The following is a 20,690-nucleotide window of genomic DNA, read 5'->3' on the forward strand; positions in this document are numbered from 1 at the left end:
TAAAAATGGCTAAATTAACTGCGAAACAGTTGGCAAAAACATACAAAAACCGTAAGGTTGTCGAAGATGTTAGCCTAGAAGTCAGTTCAGGTGAAATCGTTGGTTTACTAGGGCCAAACGGTGCAGGTAAAACGACAACCTTTTATATGGTAGTTGGTATCGTTCCTCGTGATATTGGAAAAATTACTATTGACGATGAAGATATCAGTTTGCTACCGCTGCATGAACGGGCTCGTAGAGGAATAGGCTATTTACCACAAGAAGCCTCAATATTTCGTCGGCTAAATGTTTACGATAATCTGATGGCAGTATTAGAAATTCGTAAAGATTTAACATCTGAAGAAAAACAACAACGCGCCGAAGAATTGATGGAAGAATTTAGTATTACTCATTTAAGAAATAATCTCGGTCAATCACTTTCTGGTGGGGAGCGCCGCCGAGTGGAAATAGCACGGGCATTGGCGGCTAATCCTAAATTTATTCTCTTAGATGAACCTTTTGCTGGTGTTGATCCGATTTCCGTATTAGATATAAAAAAAATAATCCAACACTTGAGAGATTATGGTTTAGGCGTGTTAATAACCGATCATAATGTCAGAGAAACATTAGATGTTTGTGAACGCGCTTATATTGTCAGTCAAGGTCATCTTATCGCTCATGGAACCCCTAAAGCGATTTTAGAAAATGAGCAAGTCAAACGCGTCTATTTGGGAGAAGGTTTCCGCCTCTAACCGTGACTCATTAAAGTTGTAAATTTTTTATTATGTTATTCCCAAGAGGTTAAGCCAATTTTATGAAACAGAGTTTGCAACTCCGACTCAGTCAGCAGTTGGCGATGACACCACAGCTACAACAAGCTATTCGTTTGTTGCAACTTTCAACATTAGAACTTCAACAAGAAATTCAGCAAGCACTTGAAACCAATCCTTTACTTGAACAAGATGACCTCTACCAAGAAATCGAAACATCAGATATCAATGATAACGAGCCAGCGGCACTAGATAGTTTTGAAGCAATTGAACAAAATGAGATGCCTAACGAATTGCCTTTAGATACTAACTGGGAAGAAATTTATATTTCAGATAGTCATTCAAAGCTAACCAATAATTTTAGCGACAATGATTTTACCCTCTACCAAGGGGAAACGTTACAAACATTGCAAGATTATTTATCCTGGCAAGCATCGTTAACCCCCTTTACTGAAATAGATGCAGCAATTGCTACCGCCATTATTGATGCTATCGACGATTCCGGCTATTTTAGCACCACTATTGAAGATATTTATACCGGTTTAGCGCTAAGCGATATTACCCTGGAAGAAGTAGAAATTGTATTAAAACGGATCCAACACTTTGATCCGATTGGCGTTGCAGCAAAAAATTTACAAGACTGCTTACTTATTCAGTTATCAGCGTTACCTAACGAGACTCCTTTTCTAAAAGAAGCTAAACTAATAATTAACGACCATTTAGAATTACTTGGCAATCGTGATTTTCGGCAACTTAGCCGGAAAACTAAATTAAAAGAAACGGCTTTGAAAGAAGTTATCGCTATGATCCAACGATTAGATCCTAAACCTGGACAAATCATTCAAACTAAAGAACCACAATATATTGTCCCAGACGCTCTAGTTCGTAAAATAGATAATGACTGGCAAGTAGCCCTTAATACTGAAAACATTCCACGCTTAAAAATCAATCAACATTATGCTTCTCTAGGCAAATACTCTAATAATGAAGAAGATAACCAATTCATCCGTAACAACTTACAAGAGGCGAAATGGTTAATAAAAAGTTTAGAAAGTCGTAATGAAACTTTATTAAAAGTTGCCCAATGTATTGTTGAAAATCAGCAAGAATTTTTTGAATATGGTGAAGAGCATATGAAACCTATGGTACTAGCGGATATTGCTTATCAGGTTGATATGCACGAATCGACGATTTCCCGTGTTACATCACAAAAATACCTTTATAGCCCAAGAGGTATTTTTGAACTGAAATACTTTTTTTCTAGCCATGTTAACACTGATACAGGAGGAGAAGCGTCTTCTATTGCTATACGCGCGCTAGTAAAAAAACTCATTGCGGCAGAGAACCCTGTAAAACCCTTGAGTGATAATAAATTAACGAGCATACTAGCAGAACAGGGTATTCAAATTGCTCGTCGTACAGTTGCTAAATATCGAGAGTCTCTATCCATTCCACCCTCTAATCAGCGTAAAAAACTGATTTGAATTAACTGAGAAGGAAGATACTATGGAATTTCAAATTACTGGACAAAATATTAAAATTACCGAAGCATTACGCCAAACCGTTGAAGAAAAATGTTCAAAATTCGAACAATACTTTGACCATATCAATGGTCTTCATGTAATTTTAAAAGTACAGAAATTTAATCAAATTGCTGAAGCAACGGCGAAAGTGAATGGAGCGGAACTCCATGCTTCTGCTCAAGAAGATGATATGTATGCTGCTATTGATGCCATGGTAGAAAAAATGGCACGCCAGCTTACTAAATATAAAGAAAAATTGAAACAACATTAATTTGTGTTATTAAACAACAAGGGCATATGACACTAAATATAGATTATTGATGCTAGTATCGTTCATACCAGATATTGATTATGGATATCTGGTATAATTGCCCAAAGTGAATAAATCCAATGAATAGTGAAAAAAAATTATCATTAAGCTCGGTATTAACACCATCATGTACACTAAATAATGTACATTGTACGAGTAAAAAACGAGCACTAGAGATTATCAGTGAAGTTGCTGCTATTGAACTAAATGTGCCTGAAAATATTGTTTTTGACTCTTTACTAACCCGTGAAAAAGTCGGCACAACCGGTATTGGTGGGGGTATTGCAATACCTCATGGCAAATTAAATGACAGTAATTCATCCGACGCAGTGGGTGTATTTCTTCATTTGGATGAACCTATTGCTTTTGATGCTATTGATAATCAGTCTGTTGATTTGCTGTTTGCATTATTAGTACCTTCAGAGCAATGTAAAACCCATTTACATACGCTCTCTTTAATTGCCAAACGGTTGGCTGACAAAAACTTATGTCGTCGTTTAAGGGCTGCGCAAAGTAATGAAGAACTCTATCAAATCATTACTGAATAACGGTTTTAAAAAATCTATGCCAAAAATAATGATTTTTTATTGTGAACAAACTTAAGGAGTATTACTCATGGTGCTGATGATAGTCAGTGGCCGCTCTGGTTCAGGTAAATCTGTTGCTCTACGAGCACTGGAGGATATGGGTTTTTATTGTGTTGATAATCTGCCCGTTATTTTACTACCAGAATTAGCCAATACACTGGCTGAACGACAAACTTCAGCTGCTGTGAGTATTGATGTTCGTAATATGCCTGCCGATCCGGCAATTTTCGAAAAAGCGTTAAAAAATCTACCGGCTAATTTTTCCCCGCAATTACTTTTTCTTGATGCAGATCGTAACACTCTGATCCGAAGATATAGCGATACACGCCGGCTACACCCACTCTCCAGCAAAAAGTTATCATTAGAAAATGCGATTGATGAGGAAAATGATTTATTAGAACCCTTGCGTTCACGAGCTGATTTAGTCATCGATACCTCTGAAATGTCAGTGCATGAACTGGCTGAAATGCTAAGAGCTCGTTTATTAGGTAAGCGAGAACGTGAATTGACTATGGTATTCGAATCCTTTGGCTTCAAACATGGTATTCCGATCGATGCAGATTATGTCTTTGATGTACGTTTTTTACCTAATCCACACTGGGATCCCAAATTACGTCCTATGACAGGTCTCGATCGTCCTGTTGCCGCCTTTCTTGACCGACATACAGAAGTGCATAATTTTATTTATCAAACACGTAGTTATCTTGAATTATGGTTACCCATGTTAGAATCGAACAATCGTAGCTATTTGACGATTGCTATCGGTTGTACCGGAGGTAAACACCGTTCAGTTTATGTTGCCGAACAATTGGCTGATTATTTTCGTTCAAGAGGAAAAAATGTTCAGTCGCGTCATCGAACGTTGGAAAAAAGAAAATCATGACCGTTTATCATCGCATTATTATAAAAAACCAGCAGGGTATGCATGCCAGGCCAGCAATAATGCTTTGTGAACTGATCCAACAGTTTGAATCTACGGTACTCTTGCGTAACTGCCATAATATTGAAGCTCAAGCAGATAGTGTCATAGCGATGTTGATGCTAGATTCAGAGCAAGGTAGTTATATCGATCTTGAAGTAACGGGTCCAGATGAAGAACAGGCATTGGCAGCAATTATTCAACTTTTTCAGCACAAACTTGAAGATGACTAATCAATTTTCTATCGAAATGTCATGATATCGACATTATTCGTCAGCAAAATCACCTTTCATTACTGTTAAGCTCTATCAGCTAACTCCATTTCTTAAAAAGCTAATATTAAAACGTTGAGGCAAATTGCAGCTAATGTCATTTTGCCACAACTTAAATGCTAGTGAGCTAACGGCAACAAAATAGCTGTCTCTATCGTGCGGCCAATGTTGGCTGTTGCGATAAGATGCACGTTACCTTAATCGGCTAGTTTTTGCCCATTTTCGCATTCTTCATTAGCAATTTATTAGCAATAATTGGTTTACTGCCCAGCTACATGCATTTCTGACAATAAAACCGAACCACATTGAATATTACTACGCGTTTCGATATCGTTGGCTATTGTTACAATATTAGCCCACATCTGTTTTAAATTACCGGCAATAGTAATTTCATTGACAGGATATTGTATTACTCCGTTTTCGACCCAAAATCCGGCCGCTCCTCGAGAATAATCCCCCGTTACCATACTCACTCCCTGCCCCATCAATTCAGTGACAACCAATCCTGTCCCCATTTCTTTTAATAAAGCAGCAAAATCTAATCCTTGGCCGGCAATATGCCAATTATGGATACCACCAGCATGACCAGTACTCTGCAAGCTAAGCTTACGTGCTGAATAAGTGGTCAATAACCAAGTTTGTAATATTCCTTGCTCAATAATATTACGTTGAGTGGTATTAACTCCTTCACTATCAAAAGGAGATGACGCAAGCCCCCCAATTTGATGAGGATTTTCTTGAATGGTTAACCAAGCAGGAAAAATTTGCTTACCCAGGTTGTCTAATAAAAAAGAGGATCTTCGATAAATACTGGTACCACTAATCGCACCAACCAGGTGAGCAAACAAACCAGTTGCGACCTCAGCAGCAAAAATGACCGGTGTTTTCATCGTTGATAATTTACGCGGCGAAAGCCGGGCTACAGTTCGGCGAGCGGCCTCCTGTCCAACCCATTGCGGTGATTGTAAATCCTCTAAGCGGCGGGCAATGGTATAAGCATAATCTCGCTCCATCCCATCATTCTCCTGCGCAATCACACAACTTGACATTGAATGGCGGCTGGAGCAATAGCTCTGTAACATTCCGTGAGTATTACCAAACACTCTGATACCATAATGACTATTAAAGCTTCCTCCTTCGGTATTTTTAATCCTCTTATCCGCATTTAAAGCAGATATTTCCGCTTCACTTGCCAATTTGATTGCCTTTTCGGTATCAATATCAAAGGGATAAAAGAGTTTTAAATCAGGCGATTGATAAGCCAAAAGTTCAGCGTCTGCTAAACCAGCAAAGGGGTCTTCTGAAGTATACTGGGCAATATCAATAGCGGCTTGCACCGTACGCTTAATGGCTTCCGGATGTAAGTTAGTCGATGACGCGCTGCCTTTACGTCGCTTATGATAAACCGTGATGCCGAGCGCACCATCACTATTAAACTCAATATTTTCAGTTTCACCAAAACGGGTACTTACACTGATACCTGTTGATTTATTAATAGCCACTTCAGCTGCATCACAATGGGCTGTAGCGTAAGATAATGCATATGCAACTGTTTCTTCTAATTGTTTACGTTGTAATAAAACCTGTTCAGTCAAACTCATTGATATCATCCAAATATAGAAAATAAAATCAACTCAACCAATACCTATCTGCAGCAGAAAATAAATCCTCTATAGCATTAAATCTATTTTCCCAGTTACAATAGAGATAAGATGTTAACATACCAGACGACAGATTATTCTAAAATAAAATAATTCTGCGTTTTACTAAGAGGAAAGCCGCGATGGCAAAACAGCCCAATAACTGGTTCGATGATAACGCCGATAATATCGATAAGGATGAAATCATCTGGGTCAGTAAAAGCGAAATCAAGCGTGATGCCGAAGCGCTAAAAAAGCTGGGAGCTGAACTGGTTGAACTTAGTAAACATGAACTAGAACGAATCCCCCTTGATGATGAACTACTAGCAGCCGTTGAATTAGCGCAAAAAATTAAGCGTGAAGGACGACGACGCCAGTTACAATTTATTGGTAAATTACTCAGAGCGCAAGATCCTCAACCTATTTATGATGCGTTGGATAAGCTGAAAAATCGGCACAATCAACAAATCGCTATATTACATAAGCTTGAGGCTTTACGTAATCAATTACTAGAAAATAGCGATAATGCGATTGAAGATGTAATAGGTTTATTTCCCTTAGCCGATCGTCAACAGCTACGTACATTAATTCGTAATTGCAAAAAAGAAAGAGAGACAAATAAACCGGCTAAAGCTTATCGCCAACTCTTTCAGTACCTAAAAACACTATCTGAAAGCGCCTAGACTGGATCAGACTGGGAGGCTCGGCAATGAAATATTAATTGCCCTCCCAATGTGTGTTCCGCTTCTCTAAAAACCGTTATTACTTCAGCAAATTTTGTTAACTGATGTTGATTTATATGAGAAAAAATAACCTCTACCGGTAAAGCAATTTCCCCAGTCAACACATCCCACAGGGCATCCAAATTTTGGCCAAACCATTTTGGCAATTCAAAAACCAATATCGCTTTTTGATAGAAATCAGCCAGATTGTCTATTTCACGAAAATCAAACTCAACACAATGCATCATTTAATTCACTCTTGAAAAGGTTTTATAATGATCTAAAGTTACATAAATCAATCCATCTGATGAGTAAAGCAGTCGATCACTACCTCGATGACCACAGTGATAATTGATATCAGCTTCATACCATTGGCGATCTGGCGCAAAAGGTAGTAATTTTTCTCGATTATTGTATCTATCGCCACCAATCGCTTTACCCGGCACAACCTGACATAAATTACCTTCTCTTGGGCTCCAGCCATTTTGTTGCGCTTTTCTTTTCGTAATATAAAAGTCAGGTAATCTATGATATTGCCGTAGATAATTAACCACATTTTGCTGTGCTGTTAACTGGTCAATATTGTGCACAGCTGTTGGCCTTTCCGCTTGGCCGATAACTTTTGCCTGCTGCAGACTATTCCATTTAAAGTAAACACCTGCCCCTATTAATATGGCTAATATTACCGAGATAACAATTTTTTTATTCATCCAATAATCCAAAAATTTTATTATGTTGTTCCACCAACCGTCATACTATCGAGCTTTAATGTTGGTTGGCCAACACCAACAGGAATACTTTGCCCTTCTTTGCCACAAACACCTATCCCACTATCAAGTTTGAGATCGTTGCCAACCATGGAAATCTGCTGCATTGCTTCTTTCCCCGCACCGATTAATGTTGCTCCTTTTATCGGCTGCGTGATCTTCCCTTTTTCGATCAAATAGGCTTCCGCAGTGGAAAACACAAATTTGCCTGAGGTAATATCAACTTGTCCACCAGCAAAATTAGGTGCATAAATTCCACGCTCTACACTGGCTATTATCTCTTCAGGAGTTGACTGTCCCGCTAACATATAGGTATTTGTCATCCGAGGCATCGGCAAATGCGCATAAGATTCACGGCGACCATTGCCAGTTGGCAAAACCCCCATCAAACGTGCATTCATTTTGTCTTGCATATAACCTTTTAAAATACCATTTTCAATCAAAACATTATATTGACCTGGCACCCCCTCATCATCAATGGCTAAAGATCCTCTACGCCCGACTAGCGTCGCATCATCAACTACGGTACAAAGTGGTGAAGCAACTTGTTGACCGATTTTGCCACTAAAGATGGATGTTCCACGACGATTAAAATCGCCTTCAAGACCATGGCCGACTGCCTCGTGTAGTAAGACACCTGGCCAGCCAGCACCTAGCACCACAGGCATTGTTCCTGCTGGCGCAGCAATTGCAGCAAGATTAACCAATGCTATGCGTACAGCCTCGCGGGCATAATATTCCGCCCGAGCCTCACCCTGAACTGTTTCAAGAAAATACTGGTAACCATAACGACCACCGCCGCCACTAGCCGCACGCTCACGCTTGCCATCATGTTCGACTAGCACACTGACAGATAAACGTACTAGTGGGCGAATATCAGCCGCCAAAGTGCCATCTGTTGCAACGATAAGAATATGTTCATAAACGGCAGATAGCGTTACATCAACCTCTTGCACGCGAGGATCTTCGGCTCTAGCAATTTGATCAACACGCCGCAGCAAGGCTATTTTCTCTTCAGGACTCATTGTTTGCAGAGGATCAATCGCAGAGTATAAATGTTTAAAATCGACCTGATTAATTAGAGATACTTTGCCTTGTCCACCTTGATTTACAATGCTTCGTGCTGCATTAGCGCTTTGCTGTAATGCCTGTAAAGTGATCTGATCAGCATAAGCAAACCCGGTTTTATCATCACGAATAGCGCGAATACCTACACCCTGATCAATATTGTAGGATCCTCTTTTTATAATACCGTCTTCCAATCCCCATGCTTCATGACAACTCGACTGAAAATAGAGATCGGCATAATCTAAATGTCGCTCTGCAAGTGATGCTAAAATATCTTGCAAATGTTGATGATTAAGATCGTTTGATGTTAGCAAATATTCACTAACAGAGGTTAAACTCATATTTATTTACTCTTTCTATTTCGTTTCATGTTCAATCAATGGCATCAAACTGGTACAGAAGCGATTATGTTTTACGACTTTCATCTGCTCACGGACACCGATTAGCCTTTCTCTCGCTTTATCAATATTAAGGGTTAATGCACTCACTGCATCTGCATTTTCTTGCACAATATTACCCCAGCTATCAACCACCATTGAGTGACCCCAAGTACGACGTTGACCATGTACACCTATTTGTGCAGGCGCTAAAATAATACATTGATTTTCAATTGCACGGGCTTTTAAAAGTGTCTCCCAGTGTGCTTCACCAGTTAAACGAGTAAAAGCAGCGGGCACAGCAATAAGATCCGCCCCTTGCTTTCTTAATGCCTGAAATAGGCTGGGAAAACGTAAATCATAACAAATCGTCAGTCCTAAACGGCCAACCGGCGTATCAACGACTGTAATATGTTCACCTCGTTGATAAATTGAAGATTCATTATAAATACCCTGTTCATCATCAATAATATTCACATCAAACATGTGAATTTTGTCATAACGAGCGCGAATTTCACCATTTTCATCAAATAACAGACTACTACTCGTTATAAGTTCAGGATCTTCTCGACTAATTAGTGGCATAGAGCCTACCAATATCCATACTTGATATTGGCGAGCCATTTCAGCAATTGCGCTTTGTAAAGGACCTTTACCCTGTAATTCAGCAAAATTACGGTAACTGATATTATCACTAAACAACAGTGCATTTTCCGGTGTTAAAACCACTTTTACACTATTCGGCAATTGTTTAATCTGTTGCTCTATCTGCGCAAGGTTATGTTTAGTATTTTTACCACTACACAATTGTAATAGTGCAATATTGTCACTTGTCATCCTGTTGATTCTCCTTCAATTGACGCAAAGTTTCATCAATTTTTGGTTGTTCCAGACTACCGGTAATTCGATAACGAATAACCGATATTTTACTCCATAATGGCCCCAATACTCTAGTGGCGGCAAACACAGCTGCACCTGCTAGTGGATTAACCGCAAACGCCGTCGCAACACCTACCGTGGCTGAAATTTCAGGGGTAATGATAGCTTCTAAATTCATATCACGACGGACTAAATTAATTTTGCCATGTATTGCAATATCAGCCATTAAACCATCAATAGAAAAATCATCGGTATTTAAGATGCCATTTTTTATATTGGCTCTGCCACGAATGGAATCGAACGCAAAGTCATTACTAAAAGTATCACTAAAATCCAGTTGCAATTTACGCAGCAGTGCGTCGAAACTAACAAAACGTAACAACTGACCTGCACCACCACCACCCATCTGAGCAATTGCTCCCTTAGTCAAATTAAAACTCAGATTACCATTCAAACTATTAACATCCAGTTGCCATGGCACTGTTGCCCAATTTAAATCAAAATCAATTTTAAAGGGTGCCTGTTTAATAGGCACTTGTATGCCGTAATAAGCAGCCAGATCATCAAATCGGTTACCTTTTAATATCCCTCTTATGCTGGTACTGTTCTGTTGATCTGCATACCATATACCAGAGATTTTCAAATTAGTGGCACTATTTATTAACGATCCCTCTTTTAAAATAAGTGTTTGTCTATTCCGGATAATTTGCGCTTTAAGCTCACCAAGTTTATAGCCGGCAACCCAGCATTCCGAGCAATAAATATCCATATTGGGCCAAGCAGAAATATCATATCTTTGCGCAATGTTATTTGTTGCCACGTCATCTTGCTGTTGGGATGAAATTTCTGGATTGAAATAAAGATAGTTGATCCTAGCTTGCCAGTTACCTTGCTTCGGAATAGTTAAGCTTCCCTTTAACATATCACTCTGTGCAACAATTTTCGTCAATTCCGCCGTTTTATTAATGGTAAATACCATATTATCCCATTGCTGTTTAGCAAAAGTGATCTTTGGTAAGTTAACAATAGCAATATCCGGTAGCACAAATGATTTACCATAATTTTGTGGCGCTAAGTTTAGTGAAGAAAATAAAGCCAACCATGAAAACCATTTTGGATCACTAATTTCAGGTAAATTGATCATAATTAACGAGCTGTTCGGCAGAACAACCCGTTTGGGTATGTAAGGCTGAATAGCACCTTTTAGTAAACGGACTTGCTTGTCAGTAAATTGCCATTCAGTATTAAAGCTAATTTGCTGACCAACATCGCCATAAATTTGCAATTGCCGGGTATTACCACTAGCACGAATTTGCATATCAGCTAATTGCCTTAGTTGCTGAGAATCCAGACCAGGAAGTTGGCTGCCAAGCTGGCCTAATTTACTATTAAGAGCAATGGATAAGGTAGGATTTTGCTTTAACTGATTGGGCAATTGAATATTAACCTGTCCTTGCCAGGCTGTGCTACCCGCCAAGTAACGTGTAATCGATTTAGGCAAAATAGCTATTTTTTTAGCTTGCCAATTACCGTCAACATTAACAATAATCTGGTAATTCTGTCGCTGATCGGTGGTATTAAATGTTAAATTTATTGGTTGACCAAACCATTGAGCTTGCAATTTTTCACTTTTCAAATCACCATTAAGAAAATAAAAACGTCCTGTTAATTGTTTCAACTGACTATCAATAGCTGTGATATCGACATCATTATTATTAAGATCAACTTGACCACTGGCAATCACACTGCCACTATTCTCCTCCAACGGAATATTAAGCACCAATTTACCATTAATATTACCGCCTATTTTCACTGCATCTAATGCCTTACCAATCGAACCCTCCATTGGGCTGTGGTTAAAATAATTACGGATCGCTTTTCCATCGCCGCTAACATTTGATTTTATTGATAATTTCGACTGACTATAATCAGCAATACTTGCGCTAAGATCCAACGCTGTAGCATCCCCTAATTTCACACTAGGCGCCGACATCCAAAGTCCATTACGTTCAAAATTAAGATCGATATCTAAATCAAAAATTGTCGGCCAATCAGGTTGATATTTAAAAGTTGCGTTTCGTAGTGGCACAAAAACTTGAAATTGCCCGTTATTCTTTTTAAAAGGAAAATCAGCCGGATCACCATGAAAAATCATAGTGGCAGCGTCAACATGGCCGGCAATAATTGCTTTTGTTAGATAATCAGTTAAATCTTTGCCCATTAAGGTTGCGGGAAAATAACGCCATGCTTCACCCGCATCGGTCAATTGCGCGCCAAGCAAAATACTTAATATCGGTGGCTGATCTTTTATTGCTAGATAACGAAAATCACCGGTTGTCGATAGTGATTTTGCTTGCAACTGCAAATTCTCACTCCAAATCTGGCGTGAATTGTCTTCTTCTGACCAAGAAATTGTTCCCTGTCCGGTAGAAATTTCTAATGGTGCTTTAAACATCGGCGCATATTCAATAAAACTGTTATTTAAGTTAAATGAAAATACCCCTCCTTGCTGACTCCCGCGTAATGAACCACTAAAATGGCTAACTGAAGGCAAATCTTTCCAACGTATCCAGCTAATATCTTGCCAAGTTACATCAATTAACGCCTTTTCTGGCTTATCAGGAGTAATATCCAATGCAAGTGCGATGAGTTGACCTTTTGGCTGACGTTTTTGCCAATCACTGATAAATTCAGGCGTGAAAAAAGAGAAAATAGGCAAAATAGATCTTAATCGTTCTAATTGAATATTATTAACCCGTATACGCCAAAGATTTTCATCTGCTGTTGATTGGGGTAAATAGAGTAGAGAAATTTGGCCTTCAAGCCATTGTTGTTGATCGGTTTTTAATTGTTGTAACTGTGGAATATTAAATAACCAACCATTTTCTTGGCGATGCAGGGTCAGCAATAAATCATCAACAGTCAACTGATGCTCTTGTTCATCAACCTGCCAATTTGCCTGTCCCTGATGTAGCTGTAGTTGCCCCCCTTCGATACGGCTATCTTTGATCGTAATCCAGCTAGAAAGACTAAACACTGCATTCTGTAATCCAGTACTATCCCGTAACCAACGACTTAACCAAGGGCGCAAATTAACATTATCTGCCTGTAAGTAAACCGTTCCTTCATTAATGACACCATTTTTATTACGAAGGTTGAGTTTAATTTGAATGGCATCCTGATCTTGCTGCTGTTGCACACTATCAAGATTGACAAATCCTTGTGCTCGATGATATTCATTTTGATTTAACCAGGTTAGCTCCGGGATCTTTAATGTTCTTTTTTCTGCTGATGGCGTTAAAAAAGTGATTCGACTTTCTTTTAGCGTAAAATAATCAAATTGCTTTAAAAACAGTTCATCTAAGGCATCTAAATCAAAATGACTAAAATCACCTTCACTGACAAATTCTAGTGGTTTATAACAATCTGCATTTAATTGATAGAAAATAATATCGCGAAAACGTAGATGTAAAGAAAATAGTGAACGCCATATATCAAATGAAAACTTTACTTTCTTTACCTTGATATTTACTTTCTCAGTGGTGACACTGACATCAGAAATCGTTAATACCGGCCCAAAAGAGACCCATTCACCTTCAATATGACCTATTTTAAACGGTATTCCCGTTAGCGTTTGAATTTGTCCTTCAAGTTGATTTCGATATTCATTAATTTGAGGAAGAAAAAGACGCAATCCAATAATGGCTAACGCCATAATAAGTACTATTACTGTGCTTATGGCTACCAATACCTTAGGTAGTCGCTTCACCCATCTCTCCTTCCAAAAGAAGTTACTACAATGACAATCTAGCCGTTAGCATAACTACATCATAACAACATCAAACTGTTCCTGACTATACAGTGACTCAATTTGGACTTTGACCGATTTGCCAACAAAAATTTCTACTTCCGCCAATACATGAGATTCATCACCATTTAATGCCTCAACAACCGCGGGTGAAGCATAGACTAAGAAACGATTGGCATCGATAGTACGATTTATACGAACAATTTCACGTAAAATTTCATAACAGACTGTTTCTACCGATTTTACCGTTCCTCTACCCTGGCAAGTTGGGCATTCATTACAAAGAACATGTTCAAGGCTTTCTCGCGTTCTTTTGCGAGTCATCTCTACCAATCCTAGTTGAGAAAAACCATTAATAGTGGTTTTGACCCGATCTTTCAATAATGATTGCTCCAGCGATGCCAAAACACGGCGACGATGCTCAGGATCAAGCATATCAATAAAATCGATAATAATAATACCACCCAAGTTGCGTAACCTTAACTGTCTCGCTATGGCTTGTGACGCTTCAATATTGGTATTAAAAATGGTCTCTTCCAAGTTACGGTGACCAACAAAAGCACCGGTATTAATATCAATGGTGGTCATCGCTTCAGTTTGATCAATAATCAGATAGCCACCTGATTTTAATTCAACCTTACGTTCTAAAGCACGTTGGATCTCTTTCTCAACATCATATAGATCTAATATTGGTAATGGCCCTTGATACAGTTCAAGTTTTACTGTCATTTCAGGCACATATTCATCAATGAAATCTTTTAATGAAACAAAAGTCAGTTTTGAATCAACCCGGATCCGGTCTAATGAAGCACCGGCAAAATCACGAATAATACGATGTGCTAAAGCCAGTTCGCCATAGATCTGCATACGAGACTTATGACGTTTTTTACGTTCAACAATTTTAGACCATAAACGCTTCAAGAAGGCAGCATCTTGAGCCAATTCATCATCACCTACCCCTTCTGCCGCAGTACGAATAATGAAGCCACCATTTTCATCACAAAATAGTTCAACAATACTTTTCAAACGTTCTCGTTCTTCTTCACCTTCAATGCGTTGGGAAACACCAACATGAGAAGCGCCTGGCATAAAAACAAGATAACGGGAGGGTAATGTGATATCTGTTGTTAAACGTGCCCCTTTTGTACCAAGCGGATCTTTAACCACCTGTACCATAATATCTTGCCCTTGCCGAACCAGTTCGCCAATATCAGGCACATGAAAGTTTTTTTGTTCATCACCGGCAATGCATTCGGTATGCGGCATAATATCAGAGGCATGAAGAAAAGCAGATTTTTCCAAGCCAATATCAACAAAGGCCGCCTGCATACCGGGCAAAACTCGACTCACACGACCTTTGTAAATATTACCTACAATTCCTCTTTTAGCTTCACGCTCAATGTGAATTTCCTGTAACACGCCACCATCAATATAAGCCACCCGCGTTTCAGAAGGGGTTACATTGACTAATAGTTCAGCTACCATAGCTCTTGTTCCTATTATTTAACGCTAGAAATTTAGTCAATAATTCATCTGTTTCAACTAACGGTAACCCCACTACGGCGTGGTAACTTCCGACAATCCGCCTAACAAAACAGCCACCTTTACCCTGGATAGCATAAGCTCCTGCCTTGTCCATAGGTTCTCCCGACAAGATATATTGATCGATTTCTTTATTTGTTAACTGTCGCAATGTTACTTCGGTGACAATTAAATCATACAATGTCTTTTGTTTATCTGAGAACGCAATTGCAGTCATCACTTGGTGTGTTCTGCCAGAAAGTTGTCTTAATATTTGCGCAGCATGATTTTCATCTTTAGGCTTACCCAAAATATTTCCATCATTTACAACAATAGTATCCGCCCCTAACACTGGATAGGGTTTCGTTGCCATATCAGCACCCGCTTGTGATTTTTCACATGCTAAACGAATTACATATTCACTTGGTCTCTCTCCTTCACACCATAATTCAGATATTTCAGGATGAATAATGTCAAATAGCCATCCTAGCTGTTCAATTAACTTACGCCTTCTTGGCGAAGCTGACGCTAAATAGATTCTATTTACCATAGAAAAAACTCTCAGAAAAAATAGACAATTGACTGTCCATTTTTAACGAACTAAAAACTGACGTCGAACTTTGCGCAATAATAAAAACATCCAAGGCCACAAAATGGCATTAATCAAACAATTCCAGAATATTTCAGGATGAAATAAAACAAGAGAAGAAAGAAACTCTGCCCAGAATATCGTAAAATTCATAACCACTGATAATCCAGCAATAACAAGTGATTGTTGCCACAGTGCCATATTACGAAGAAGCTGATGTTTATACGATACTAAATAACAAATCATACTATAAGCTAATGCATGTACACCAAGCGCTGACCCTTGGATCAAATCCATTAAGATCCCCAAAAAAAATCCCGTACCTACACTAACTCGATGTGGCAAAGCCATAACCCAATAAATTAAAATTAAAGCTAACCATGTAGGCCGATAATAAATAAACTGCTCAGGCCAGGGCATTTGCTCCAAAATTATTGCAATTAAAAAGGACAGCCAAATGATCCACCGCCCATTACCACGGTATTGATCCACTCTATGTTTCCTTTAGTTGCCTTGATTTCACGGTAGCAATTCCTATTGAGCGACCAAAGGAGGTTGCTCGACATTTTTTTTCATTTCTGTAGATGGTAGCTGTGGCCCTTGAAGCTCGTTTGGGCCTGGAAGCACCTGGGGCAGAATCTTCATTAAACGCTCATTTGCTGCTCGATATACTTCTGATGGAGGTAAAGGATGAGAAGGATCGCTAGAGTTTCCCCATAGCAATAAGAGATAGCGTAGTCTTTGTAAATCTGCGGTAGGTCGTGCATGAATAATCGTATAAGCGCGTTGGGTATCATGCTTTACGGAAGAGACAATCGCAACGGGATAACCTTCGGGAAAACGTCCGCCTAGACCAGATGTGACTATCACATCACCAATACGTATATCAATATTATCGGGTAAAGGTTCAAGTTGAAGATCATCACTACATCCTGTACCCACTGCAATAACCCTAATATCATTACGTAATACTTGGATAGGTAATGCATGTGTTGTGTCACAAATCAGTAAAACACGGCTATTAAACTGGCTCACTGCGATAACCTGCCCAACAACACCTTTATCACTAATAACAGGCTGGCCTTCATAAACACCATCATGTAAACCTTTATCAATCACAATTTGATCTCGATAAGGCGTATTTGCACCTGAGAGCACTTGAGTAACCATCATGTGTTCGTCCTGACGTAGAGGTGACCCCAACAGCTCACGTAATCTAGCGTTTTCCTGTTTAAGTTGCCCAAGTAATAAATTATCTGCTTTTTTTAATAAAACCTCTTTCTTCAATGCCTTATTTTCAAAAAGAAGTTGATCTCTTCTTGCCAATGCGTCTGAAATATTATCAAGCAGTTCTCGCGGACCACTGGCCAAAAAATAAAAAGGACTAACAGCCGTATCTAAATAACTACGTATTTTATTAAAAGTATCAAATTGACGATCAAAAGCAACCAACGCGATTGCAACAATGATCGCAATAATAATACGCAATTGTAGGGATGGCCCTCGACTAAAGATCGGCTTCATGAGTTATTTTGATAAAAAATAAATAAACGTTAAACATTAACATCGCTTTACATAAAGTAAGGAGGAGCGCCATCCTTAAGTTCCTCCTTCTATTGGCTAACGTCTAGTCATCACTAAACAGATCACCGCCATGCATGTCGATCATTTCCAATGCCTTACCGCCACCACGTGCAACGCAAGTTAATGGATCTTCAGCGACAATAACGGGAATGCTTGTTTCTTCCATTAAAAGACGATCCAAATTACGCAACAACGCACCACCACCGGTTAACACCATGCCTCGTTCGGAGATATCAGAAGCTAACTCTGGTGGACATTGTTCCAAAGCCAACATAACGGCACTAACAATACCAGTTAAAGGTTCCTGCAGCGCCTCAAGTATCTCATTCGAGTTAAGGGTAAAACCACGTGGTACACCTTCAGCCAAATTACGACCGCGCACTTCAATTTCATAAACTTGATCTGTAGGATAGGCTGAACCGATTTCGTGTTTAATTCGCTCCGCAGTTGCTTCACCAATTAATGAACCATAATTACGACGAACATAATTAATAATGGCCTCATCAAACCGGTCACCGCCGATACGTACCGATGATGAATAAACAACACCATTTAATGAAATAACAGCAACTTCTGTCGTTCCACCACCAATATCAACCACCATTGAACCCGTTGCTTCGGAAACAGGCAAACCAGCCCCAATTGCAGCCGACATGGGTTCTTCAATTAAGAAAACCTCGCGGGCGCCAGCACTCAGAGCCGACTCCCGGATTGCACGACGTTCTACCTGGGTCGCACCTACAGGTACACAAACCAAGACGCGTGGACTTGGACGCATAAAGCTATTGCTATGAACTTGTTTGATAAAATACTGTAACATCTTTTCAGTAACATAAAAGTCCGCAATCACGCCATCTTTCATTGGACGAATAGCCGCGATATTACCCGGCGTCCGGCCTAGCATCTGTTTTGCTTCATGACCGACTGCAGCAACGCTCTTAGGTGAGCCTGCGCGATCTTGACGAATAGCCACAACTGATGGTTCGTCTAACACAATACCTTGTCCTTTGACATAGATGAGAGTATTGGCGGTACCCAAATCAATAGACAAGTCGTTGGAAAACATGCCACGAATTTTTTTAAACATAACGAAAGGATAATCCTGCAAGCTGGAAACGAATGAAAATCCGTCTACTTTACCAACCACATGAAGCGACGACAAGGTGTTAATTAAATCGCTTCAATAAAAAGTGGCTAATTTTTTTACAATACAAAAACCGTTATTACTGCTTATTTTCTATAATCGATTACAGTATAAAGTAAACAACACCCTCATAAAAAAAATCACTTAATGCATTTAATATAAAACTTTCTAACAAGAAAATTAACTCATTTACATTAAAATAGATCACTGTATTAAGTTTATATGACGCTACAATAATTATTAGTTGACATATGCTTCAAAGCAAGGCCAATTCACTTTTTAATATTACCTTAAAGTATAAAAGTCTTCCATGTTAATACTTTATTAAAGTAACAACAAAAAATAATTTAAATGTAAATATTAATTCTGCACGTTATTATTTATAGAAGAAAAAATTTCTTTACGACTAAATATAATAAACCTGTATTCTGCCTGATAACTCCCTATTGGCGCTAGTAAAAAAAACATATTTACAATTTATTTATCATTGAGACTTTTATCCCCGCCGAAATAACGAAAATAACTTTATACTGAAGCATCCTTATACATATTTAAAGGCCACAAATTATGAAAGCGCTACTACTAGAACAAGAAAATCAACTATTAAAAGCTAGTATAAAATCGATCGACGACACACTTTTGCCTTCTGAAGACGTTACTGTAGATATTTATTGGTCTACACTAAATTACAAAGATGCTTTAGCTATTACCGGTAAAGGAAAAATTATCCGCCAATTCCCGATGGTACCAGGTATCGATTTTGCCGGTATTGTTAAGTCTTCAACAGATCCAAAATTTCAAGCCGGCCAACAAGTTTCACTGACTGGTTGGGGAGTTGGTGAAAACTATTGGGGTGGATTAGCAGAACAAGCCCGAGTACCAGCCGCATGGTTAACAGCTATTCCTGAAAAAATAACGATGCGACAAGCCATGATAATCGGTACTGCAGGTTTTACGGCTATGCTCTGTATCATGGCTTTGGAAGAAAATGGAGTAACCATTGATAAAGGCAACATTGTTGTAACAGGCGCCAGTGGTGGTGTAGGTAGTACCGCAATACAACTTCTTGCTAAACTTGGCTATTCCGTCACCGCAGTAACTGGTCGAGAAAGTAATATCGAATATTTAAAAGCGCTTGGTGCTAAACAAGTGCTGCTACGTAAAGAGTTTACTACTATACCTCATCCTTTAAAAAACAGCGCTGGGCAGGCGCTATTGATACCGTTGGCTGCAATATTTTAGCTACCGTTATTTCACAAATGTGCTATTCAGGGACGGTAGCAGCCTGTGGTCTGGCCGCTGATACTATGTTATCAACAACAGTAATGCCTTTTATTTTACGTAATATAAGGCTACAAGGGATCGACTCTGTAATGGTTCCAGCGATAAAACGTCCACAGATATGGCAACGGTTAGCCAATTTATTACCTGATAGTTTTTATCAATTAACAACAACAGAGATCCCATTAGAAAAAGTGATTGATTATGCCAATAAATTAATAAATAACCAAATTACTGGCCGGACACTGGTAAAAATACGTTAAATGTTTAATATTCGAGGCAACTTTGTGCTGTTTAGACTAAAATTTTGCTGCTAATTGCTATGAAATGTTTATAATATCGCTCTTTGTCGTCAAAATAAACGTTTCCATTATGAGAAAAAGATGACAAACTATTAACATCACGTTATGTTGTCAAATTGACAATTATCAGTTGGAGAGACCCGCAAAATGGCAAAAGATTTCCACATTTTGCTGCTAAATGGCCCAAATTTAAATATGCTGGGGACGAGAGAGCCAAGATTCTATGGTGCTGTTACACTTCAGGATATTGTTAACCAAACGAGCCAAAAAGCAAAACAATTAGGAGTTAAATTAAGTCATTTTCAATCTAATGCGGAACATGAGCTTATTGATAAAATCCATCAAGCTCAAGGGAAAGTCGACTTTATATTAATTAACCCAGCAGCATTAACGCATACTAGTGTAGCATTACGAGATGCAATATTAAGCGTTGCCATTCCTTTTTATGAGATCCACCTTACTAATATTTATGCACGTGAACCATTTAGGCATCACTCTTATCTCTCCGATATTGCAAACGGCGTCATTTGTGGCTTTCGAGCTGATGGTTATATTTTTGCATTAGAAGCCGCGGTTAAATTCTTATTGAGTATTGAAGAATTAGAAACCATTGATGAACCCAAACCTAATAAATGTAAAGAATAAAAA

19 protein-coding genes and 1 pseudogene are annotated in these 20,690 nt (G+C 38.8%); 9 read left to right on the top strand and 11 right to left on the bottom strand.

Annotated features, from left to right (window positions below; genetic code table 11):
- The first annotated feature begins 5 nt into the window (after positions 1-5).
- From lptB to npr, 6 genes are all read left to right on the top strand, one after another.
- Complete coding sequence (gene lptB, locus LDL57_RS13915) at positions 6-731, top strand: LPS export ABC transporter ATP-binding protein (protein ID WP_180559399.1); 726 nt, start codon at positions 6-8, stop codon at positions 729-731.
- Between the two features lie 62 nt (positions 732-793).
- The gene (rpoN, locus tag LDL57_RS13920) at positions 794-2,233 is read left to right on the top strand and encodes an RNA polymerase factor sigma-54 (protein ID WP_180559398.1); all 1,440 of its coding nucleotides are present in this window, start codon (positions 794-796) and stop codon (positions 2,231-2,233) included.
- 22 nt (positions 2,234-2,255) lie between these two features.
- Positions 2,256-2,543, top strand: coding sequence for a ribosome hibernation promoting factor (gene hpf / locus LDL57_RS13925; protein WP_180559397.1), 288 nt, complete (start codon positions 2,256-2,258; stop codon positions 2,541-2,543).
- A gap of 119 nt (positions 2,544-2,662) precedes the next feature.
- On the top strand, positions 2,663-3,130 hold the full coding sequence (ptsN, locus tag LDL57_RS13930; RefSeq protein WP_180559396.1) for a PTS IIA-like nitrogen regulatory protein PtsN: 468 nt from the start codon (positions 2,663-2,665) through the stop codon (positions 3,128-3,130).
- Positions 3,131-3,197: 67 nt separating this feature from the next.
- The gene (rapZ, locus tag LDL57_RS13935) at positions 3,198-4,052 is read left to right on the top strand and encodes an RNase adapter RapZ (RefSeq protein WP_180559395.1); all 855 of its coding nucleotides are present in this window, start codon (positions 3,198-3,200) and stop codon (positions 4,050-4,052) included.
- The gene (npr, locus tag LDL57_RS13940; protein WP_180559394.1) at positions 4,049-4,321 is read left to right on the top strand and encodes a PTS phosphocarrier protein NPr; all 273 of its coding nucleotides are present in this window, start codon (positions 4,049-4,051) and stop codon (positions 4,319-4,321) included. Before rapZ ends, npr begins: the two co-directional genes overlap by 4 nt.
- 299 nt (positions 4,322-4,620) lie before the next feature.
- Here npr and pmbA read toward each other — a convergent pair whose 3' ends face one another.
- Positions 4,621-5,961: a metalloprotease PmbA gene (gene pmbA / locus LDL57_RS13945; protein ID WP_225506168.1), complete on the bottom strand. Its 1,341-nt coding sequence runs from the start codon at positions 5,959-5,961 to the stop codon at positions 4,621-4,623.
- Positions 5,962-6,143: 182 nt separating this feature from the next.
- On the opposite strand from pmbA, the gene yjgA reads away from it, so the two are divergent.
- Positions 6,144-6,683, top strand: a complete 540-nt coding sequence (gene yjgA, locus LDL57_RS13950) for a ribosome biogenesis factor YjgA (RefSeq protein ID WP_180559392.1) — start codon at positions 6,144-6,146, stop codon at positions 6,681-6,683.
- Here yjgA and LDL57_RS13955 read toward each other — a convergent pair.
- The 10 genes from LDL57_RS13955 to mreB form a co-directional block, all read right to left on the bottom strand.
- Entirely contained in the window at positions 6,680-6,970 is a 291-nt protein-coding gene (locus LDL57_RS13955) for a barstar family protein (protein WP_225506170.1), read from the bottom strand. The two genes, yjgA and LDL57_RS13955, sit on opposite strands and share 4 nt — an antisense overlap.
- Positions 6,971-7,432 (bottom strand): ribonuclease domain-containing protein, encoded by a 462-nt coding sequence (locus tag LDL57_RS13960; protein ID WP_180559391.1) that lies wholly within the window; start codon positions 7,430-7,432, stop codon positions 6,971-6,973.
- Between the two features lie 20 nt (positions 7,433-7,452).
- Entirely contained in the window at positions 7,453-8,898 is a 1,446-nt protein-coding gene (tldD, locus tag LDL57_RS13965; RefSeq protein ID WP_180559390.1) for a metalloprotease TldD, read from the bottom strand.
- Positions 8,899-8,913: 15 nt separating this feature from the next.
- Positions 8,914-9,771 (bottom strand): carbon-nitrogen hydrolase family protein, encoded by an 858-nt coding sequence (locus LDL57_RS13970; protein WP_180559389.1) that lies wholly within the window; start codon positions 9,769-9,771, stop codon positions 8,914-8,916.
- Positions 9,761-13,582 (bottom strand): AsmA2 domain-containing protein YhdP, encoded by a 3,822-nt coding sequence (gene yhdP / locus LDL57_RS13975; protein WP_180559388.1) that lies wholly within the window; start codon positions 13,580-13,582, stop codon positions 9,761-9,763. The genes LDL57_RS13970 and yhdP overlap by 11 nt, the downstream gene beginning before the upstream one ends.
- 54 nt (positions 13,583-13,636) lie before the next feature.
- Complete coding sequence (gene rng / locus LDL57_RS13980) at positions 13,637-15,106, bottom strand: ribonuclease G (RefSeq protein WP_225506174.1); 1,470 nt, start codon at positions 15,104-15,106, stop codon at positions 13,637-13,639.
- Positions 15,096-15,692, bottom strand: coding sequence for a Maf family protein (locus LDL57_RS13985; RefSeq protein ID WP_180559386.1), 597 nt, complete (start codon positions 15,690-15,692; stop codon positions 15,096-15,098). The genes rng and LDL57_RS13985 overlap by 11 nt, the downstream gene beginning before the upstream one ends.
- Before the next feature lie 42 nt (positions 15,693-15,734).
- Positions 15,735-16,223, bottom strand: a complete 489-nt coding sequence (gene mreD / locus LDL57_RS13990) for a rod shape-determining protein MreD (RefSeq protein WP_180559385.1) — start codon at positions 16,221-16,223, stop codon at positions 15,735-15,737.
- Between the two features lie 42 nt (positions 16,224-16,265).
- Positions 16,266-17,255, bottom strand: a complete 990-nt coding sequence (gene mreC, locus LDL57_RS13995; RefSeq protein ID WP_180559384.1) for a rod shape-determining protein MreC — start codon at positions 17,253-17,255, stop codon at positions 16,266-16,268.
- A gap of 103 nt (positions 17,256-17,358) precedes the next feature.
- Positions 17,359-18,402 (bottom strand): rod shape-determining protein MreB, encoded by a 1,044-nt coding sequence (gene mreB / locus LDL57_RS14000; RefSeq protein WP_180559383.1) that lies wholly within the window; start codon positions 18,400-18,402, stop codon positions 17,359-17,361.
- A 624-nt stretch (positions 18,403-19,026) separates the two neighbouring features.
- On the opposite strand from mreB, the pseudogene acuI reads away from it, so the two are divergent.
- Together acuI and aroQ are read left to right on the top strand one after the other, a co-directional pair.
- Positions 19,027-20,003: pseudogene (acuI, locus tag LDL57_RS14005) on the top strand (acrylyl-CoA reductase (NADPH)).
- Between the two features lie 186 nt (positions 20,004-20,189).
- The gene (gene aroQ / locus LDL57_RS14010) at positions 20,190-20,687 is read left to right on the top strand and encodes a type II 3-dehydroquinate dehydratase (protein WP_180559382.1); all 498 of its coding nucleotides are present in this window, start codon (positions 20,190-20,192) and stop codon (positions 20,685-20,687) included.
- The last annotated feature ends 3 nt before the right edge of the window (positions 20,688-20,690 follow it).

Source organism: Arsenophonus apicola (genome assembly GCF_020268605.1).
GTDB lineage: Bacteria > Pseudomonadota > Gammaproteobacteria > Enterobacterales > Enterobacteriaceae > Arsenophonus > Arsenophonus apicola.

Excerpts from the sequence above, each read along its gene's own strand:
- LDL57_RS13970 (WP_180559389.1), bottom strand. The coding sequence starts at position 9,771 with ATGACAAGTGACAATATTGCACTATTACAATTGTGTAGTGGTAAAAAT.
- LDL57_RS13985 (WP_180559386.1), bottom strand. The coding sequence starts at position 15,692 with ATGGTAAATAGAATCTATTTAGCGTCAGCTTCGCCAAGAAGGCGTAAG.
- rapZ (WP_180559395.1), top strand. The coding sequence starts at position 3,198 with ATGGTGCTGATGATAGTCAGTGGCCGCTCTGGTTCAGGTAAATCTGTT.
- hpf (WP_180559397.1), top strand. The coding sequence starts at position 2,256 with ATGGAATTTCAAATTACTGGACAAAATATTAAAATTACCGAAGCATTA.
- yjgA (WP_180559392.1), top strand. The coding sequence starts at position 6,144 with ATGGCAAAACAGCCCAATAACTGGTTCGATGATAACGCCGATAATATC.
- rng (WP_225506174.1), bottom strand. The coding sequence starts at position 15,106 with ATGGTAGCTGAACTATTAGTCAATGTAACCCCTTCTGAAACGCGGGTG.
- mreC (WP_180559384.1), bottom strand. The coding sequence starts at position 17,255 with ATGAAGCCGATCTTTAGTCGAGGGCCATCCCTACAATTGCGTATTATT.
- pmbA (WP_225506168.1), bottom strand. The coding sequence starts at position 5,961 with ATGAGTTTGACTGAACAGGTTTTATTACAACGTAAACAATTAGAAGAA.
- tldD (WP_180559390.1), bottom strand. The coding sequence starts at position 8,898 with ATGAGTTTAACCTCTGTTAGTGAATATTTGCTAACATCAAACGATCTT.
- LDL57_RS13955 (WP_225506170.1), bottom strand. The coding sequence starts at position 6,970 with ATGATGCATTGTGTTGAGTTTGATTTTCGTGAAATAGACAATCTGGCT.
- aroQ (WP_180559382.1), top strand. The coding sequence starts at position 20,190 with ATGGCAAAAGATTTCCACATTTTGCTGCTAAATGGCCCAAATTTAAAT.
- rpoN (WP_180559398.1), top strand. The coding sequence starts at position 794 with ATGAAACAGAGTTTGCAACTCCGACTCAGTCAGCAGTTGGCGATGACA.
- ptsN (WP_180559396.1), top strand. The coding sequence starts at position 2,663 with ATGAATAGTGAAAAAAAATTATCATTAAGCTCGGTATTAACACCATCA.
- lptB (WP_180559399.1), top strand. The coding sequence starts at position 6 with ATGGCTAAATTAACTGCGAAACAGTTGGCAAAAACATACAAAAACCGT.
- npr (WP_180559394.1), top strand. The coding sequence starts at position 4,049 with ATGACCGTTTATCATCGCATTATTATAAAAAACCAGCAGGGTATGCAT.
- mreB (WP_180559383.1), bottom strand. The coding sequence starts at position 18,402 with ATGTTTAAAAAAATTCGTGGCATGTTTTCCAACGACTTGTCTATTGAT.
- LDL57_RS13960 (WP_180559391.1), bottom strand. The coding sequence starts at position 7,432 with ATGAATAAAAAAATTGTTATCTCGGTAATATTAGCCATATTAATAGGG.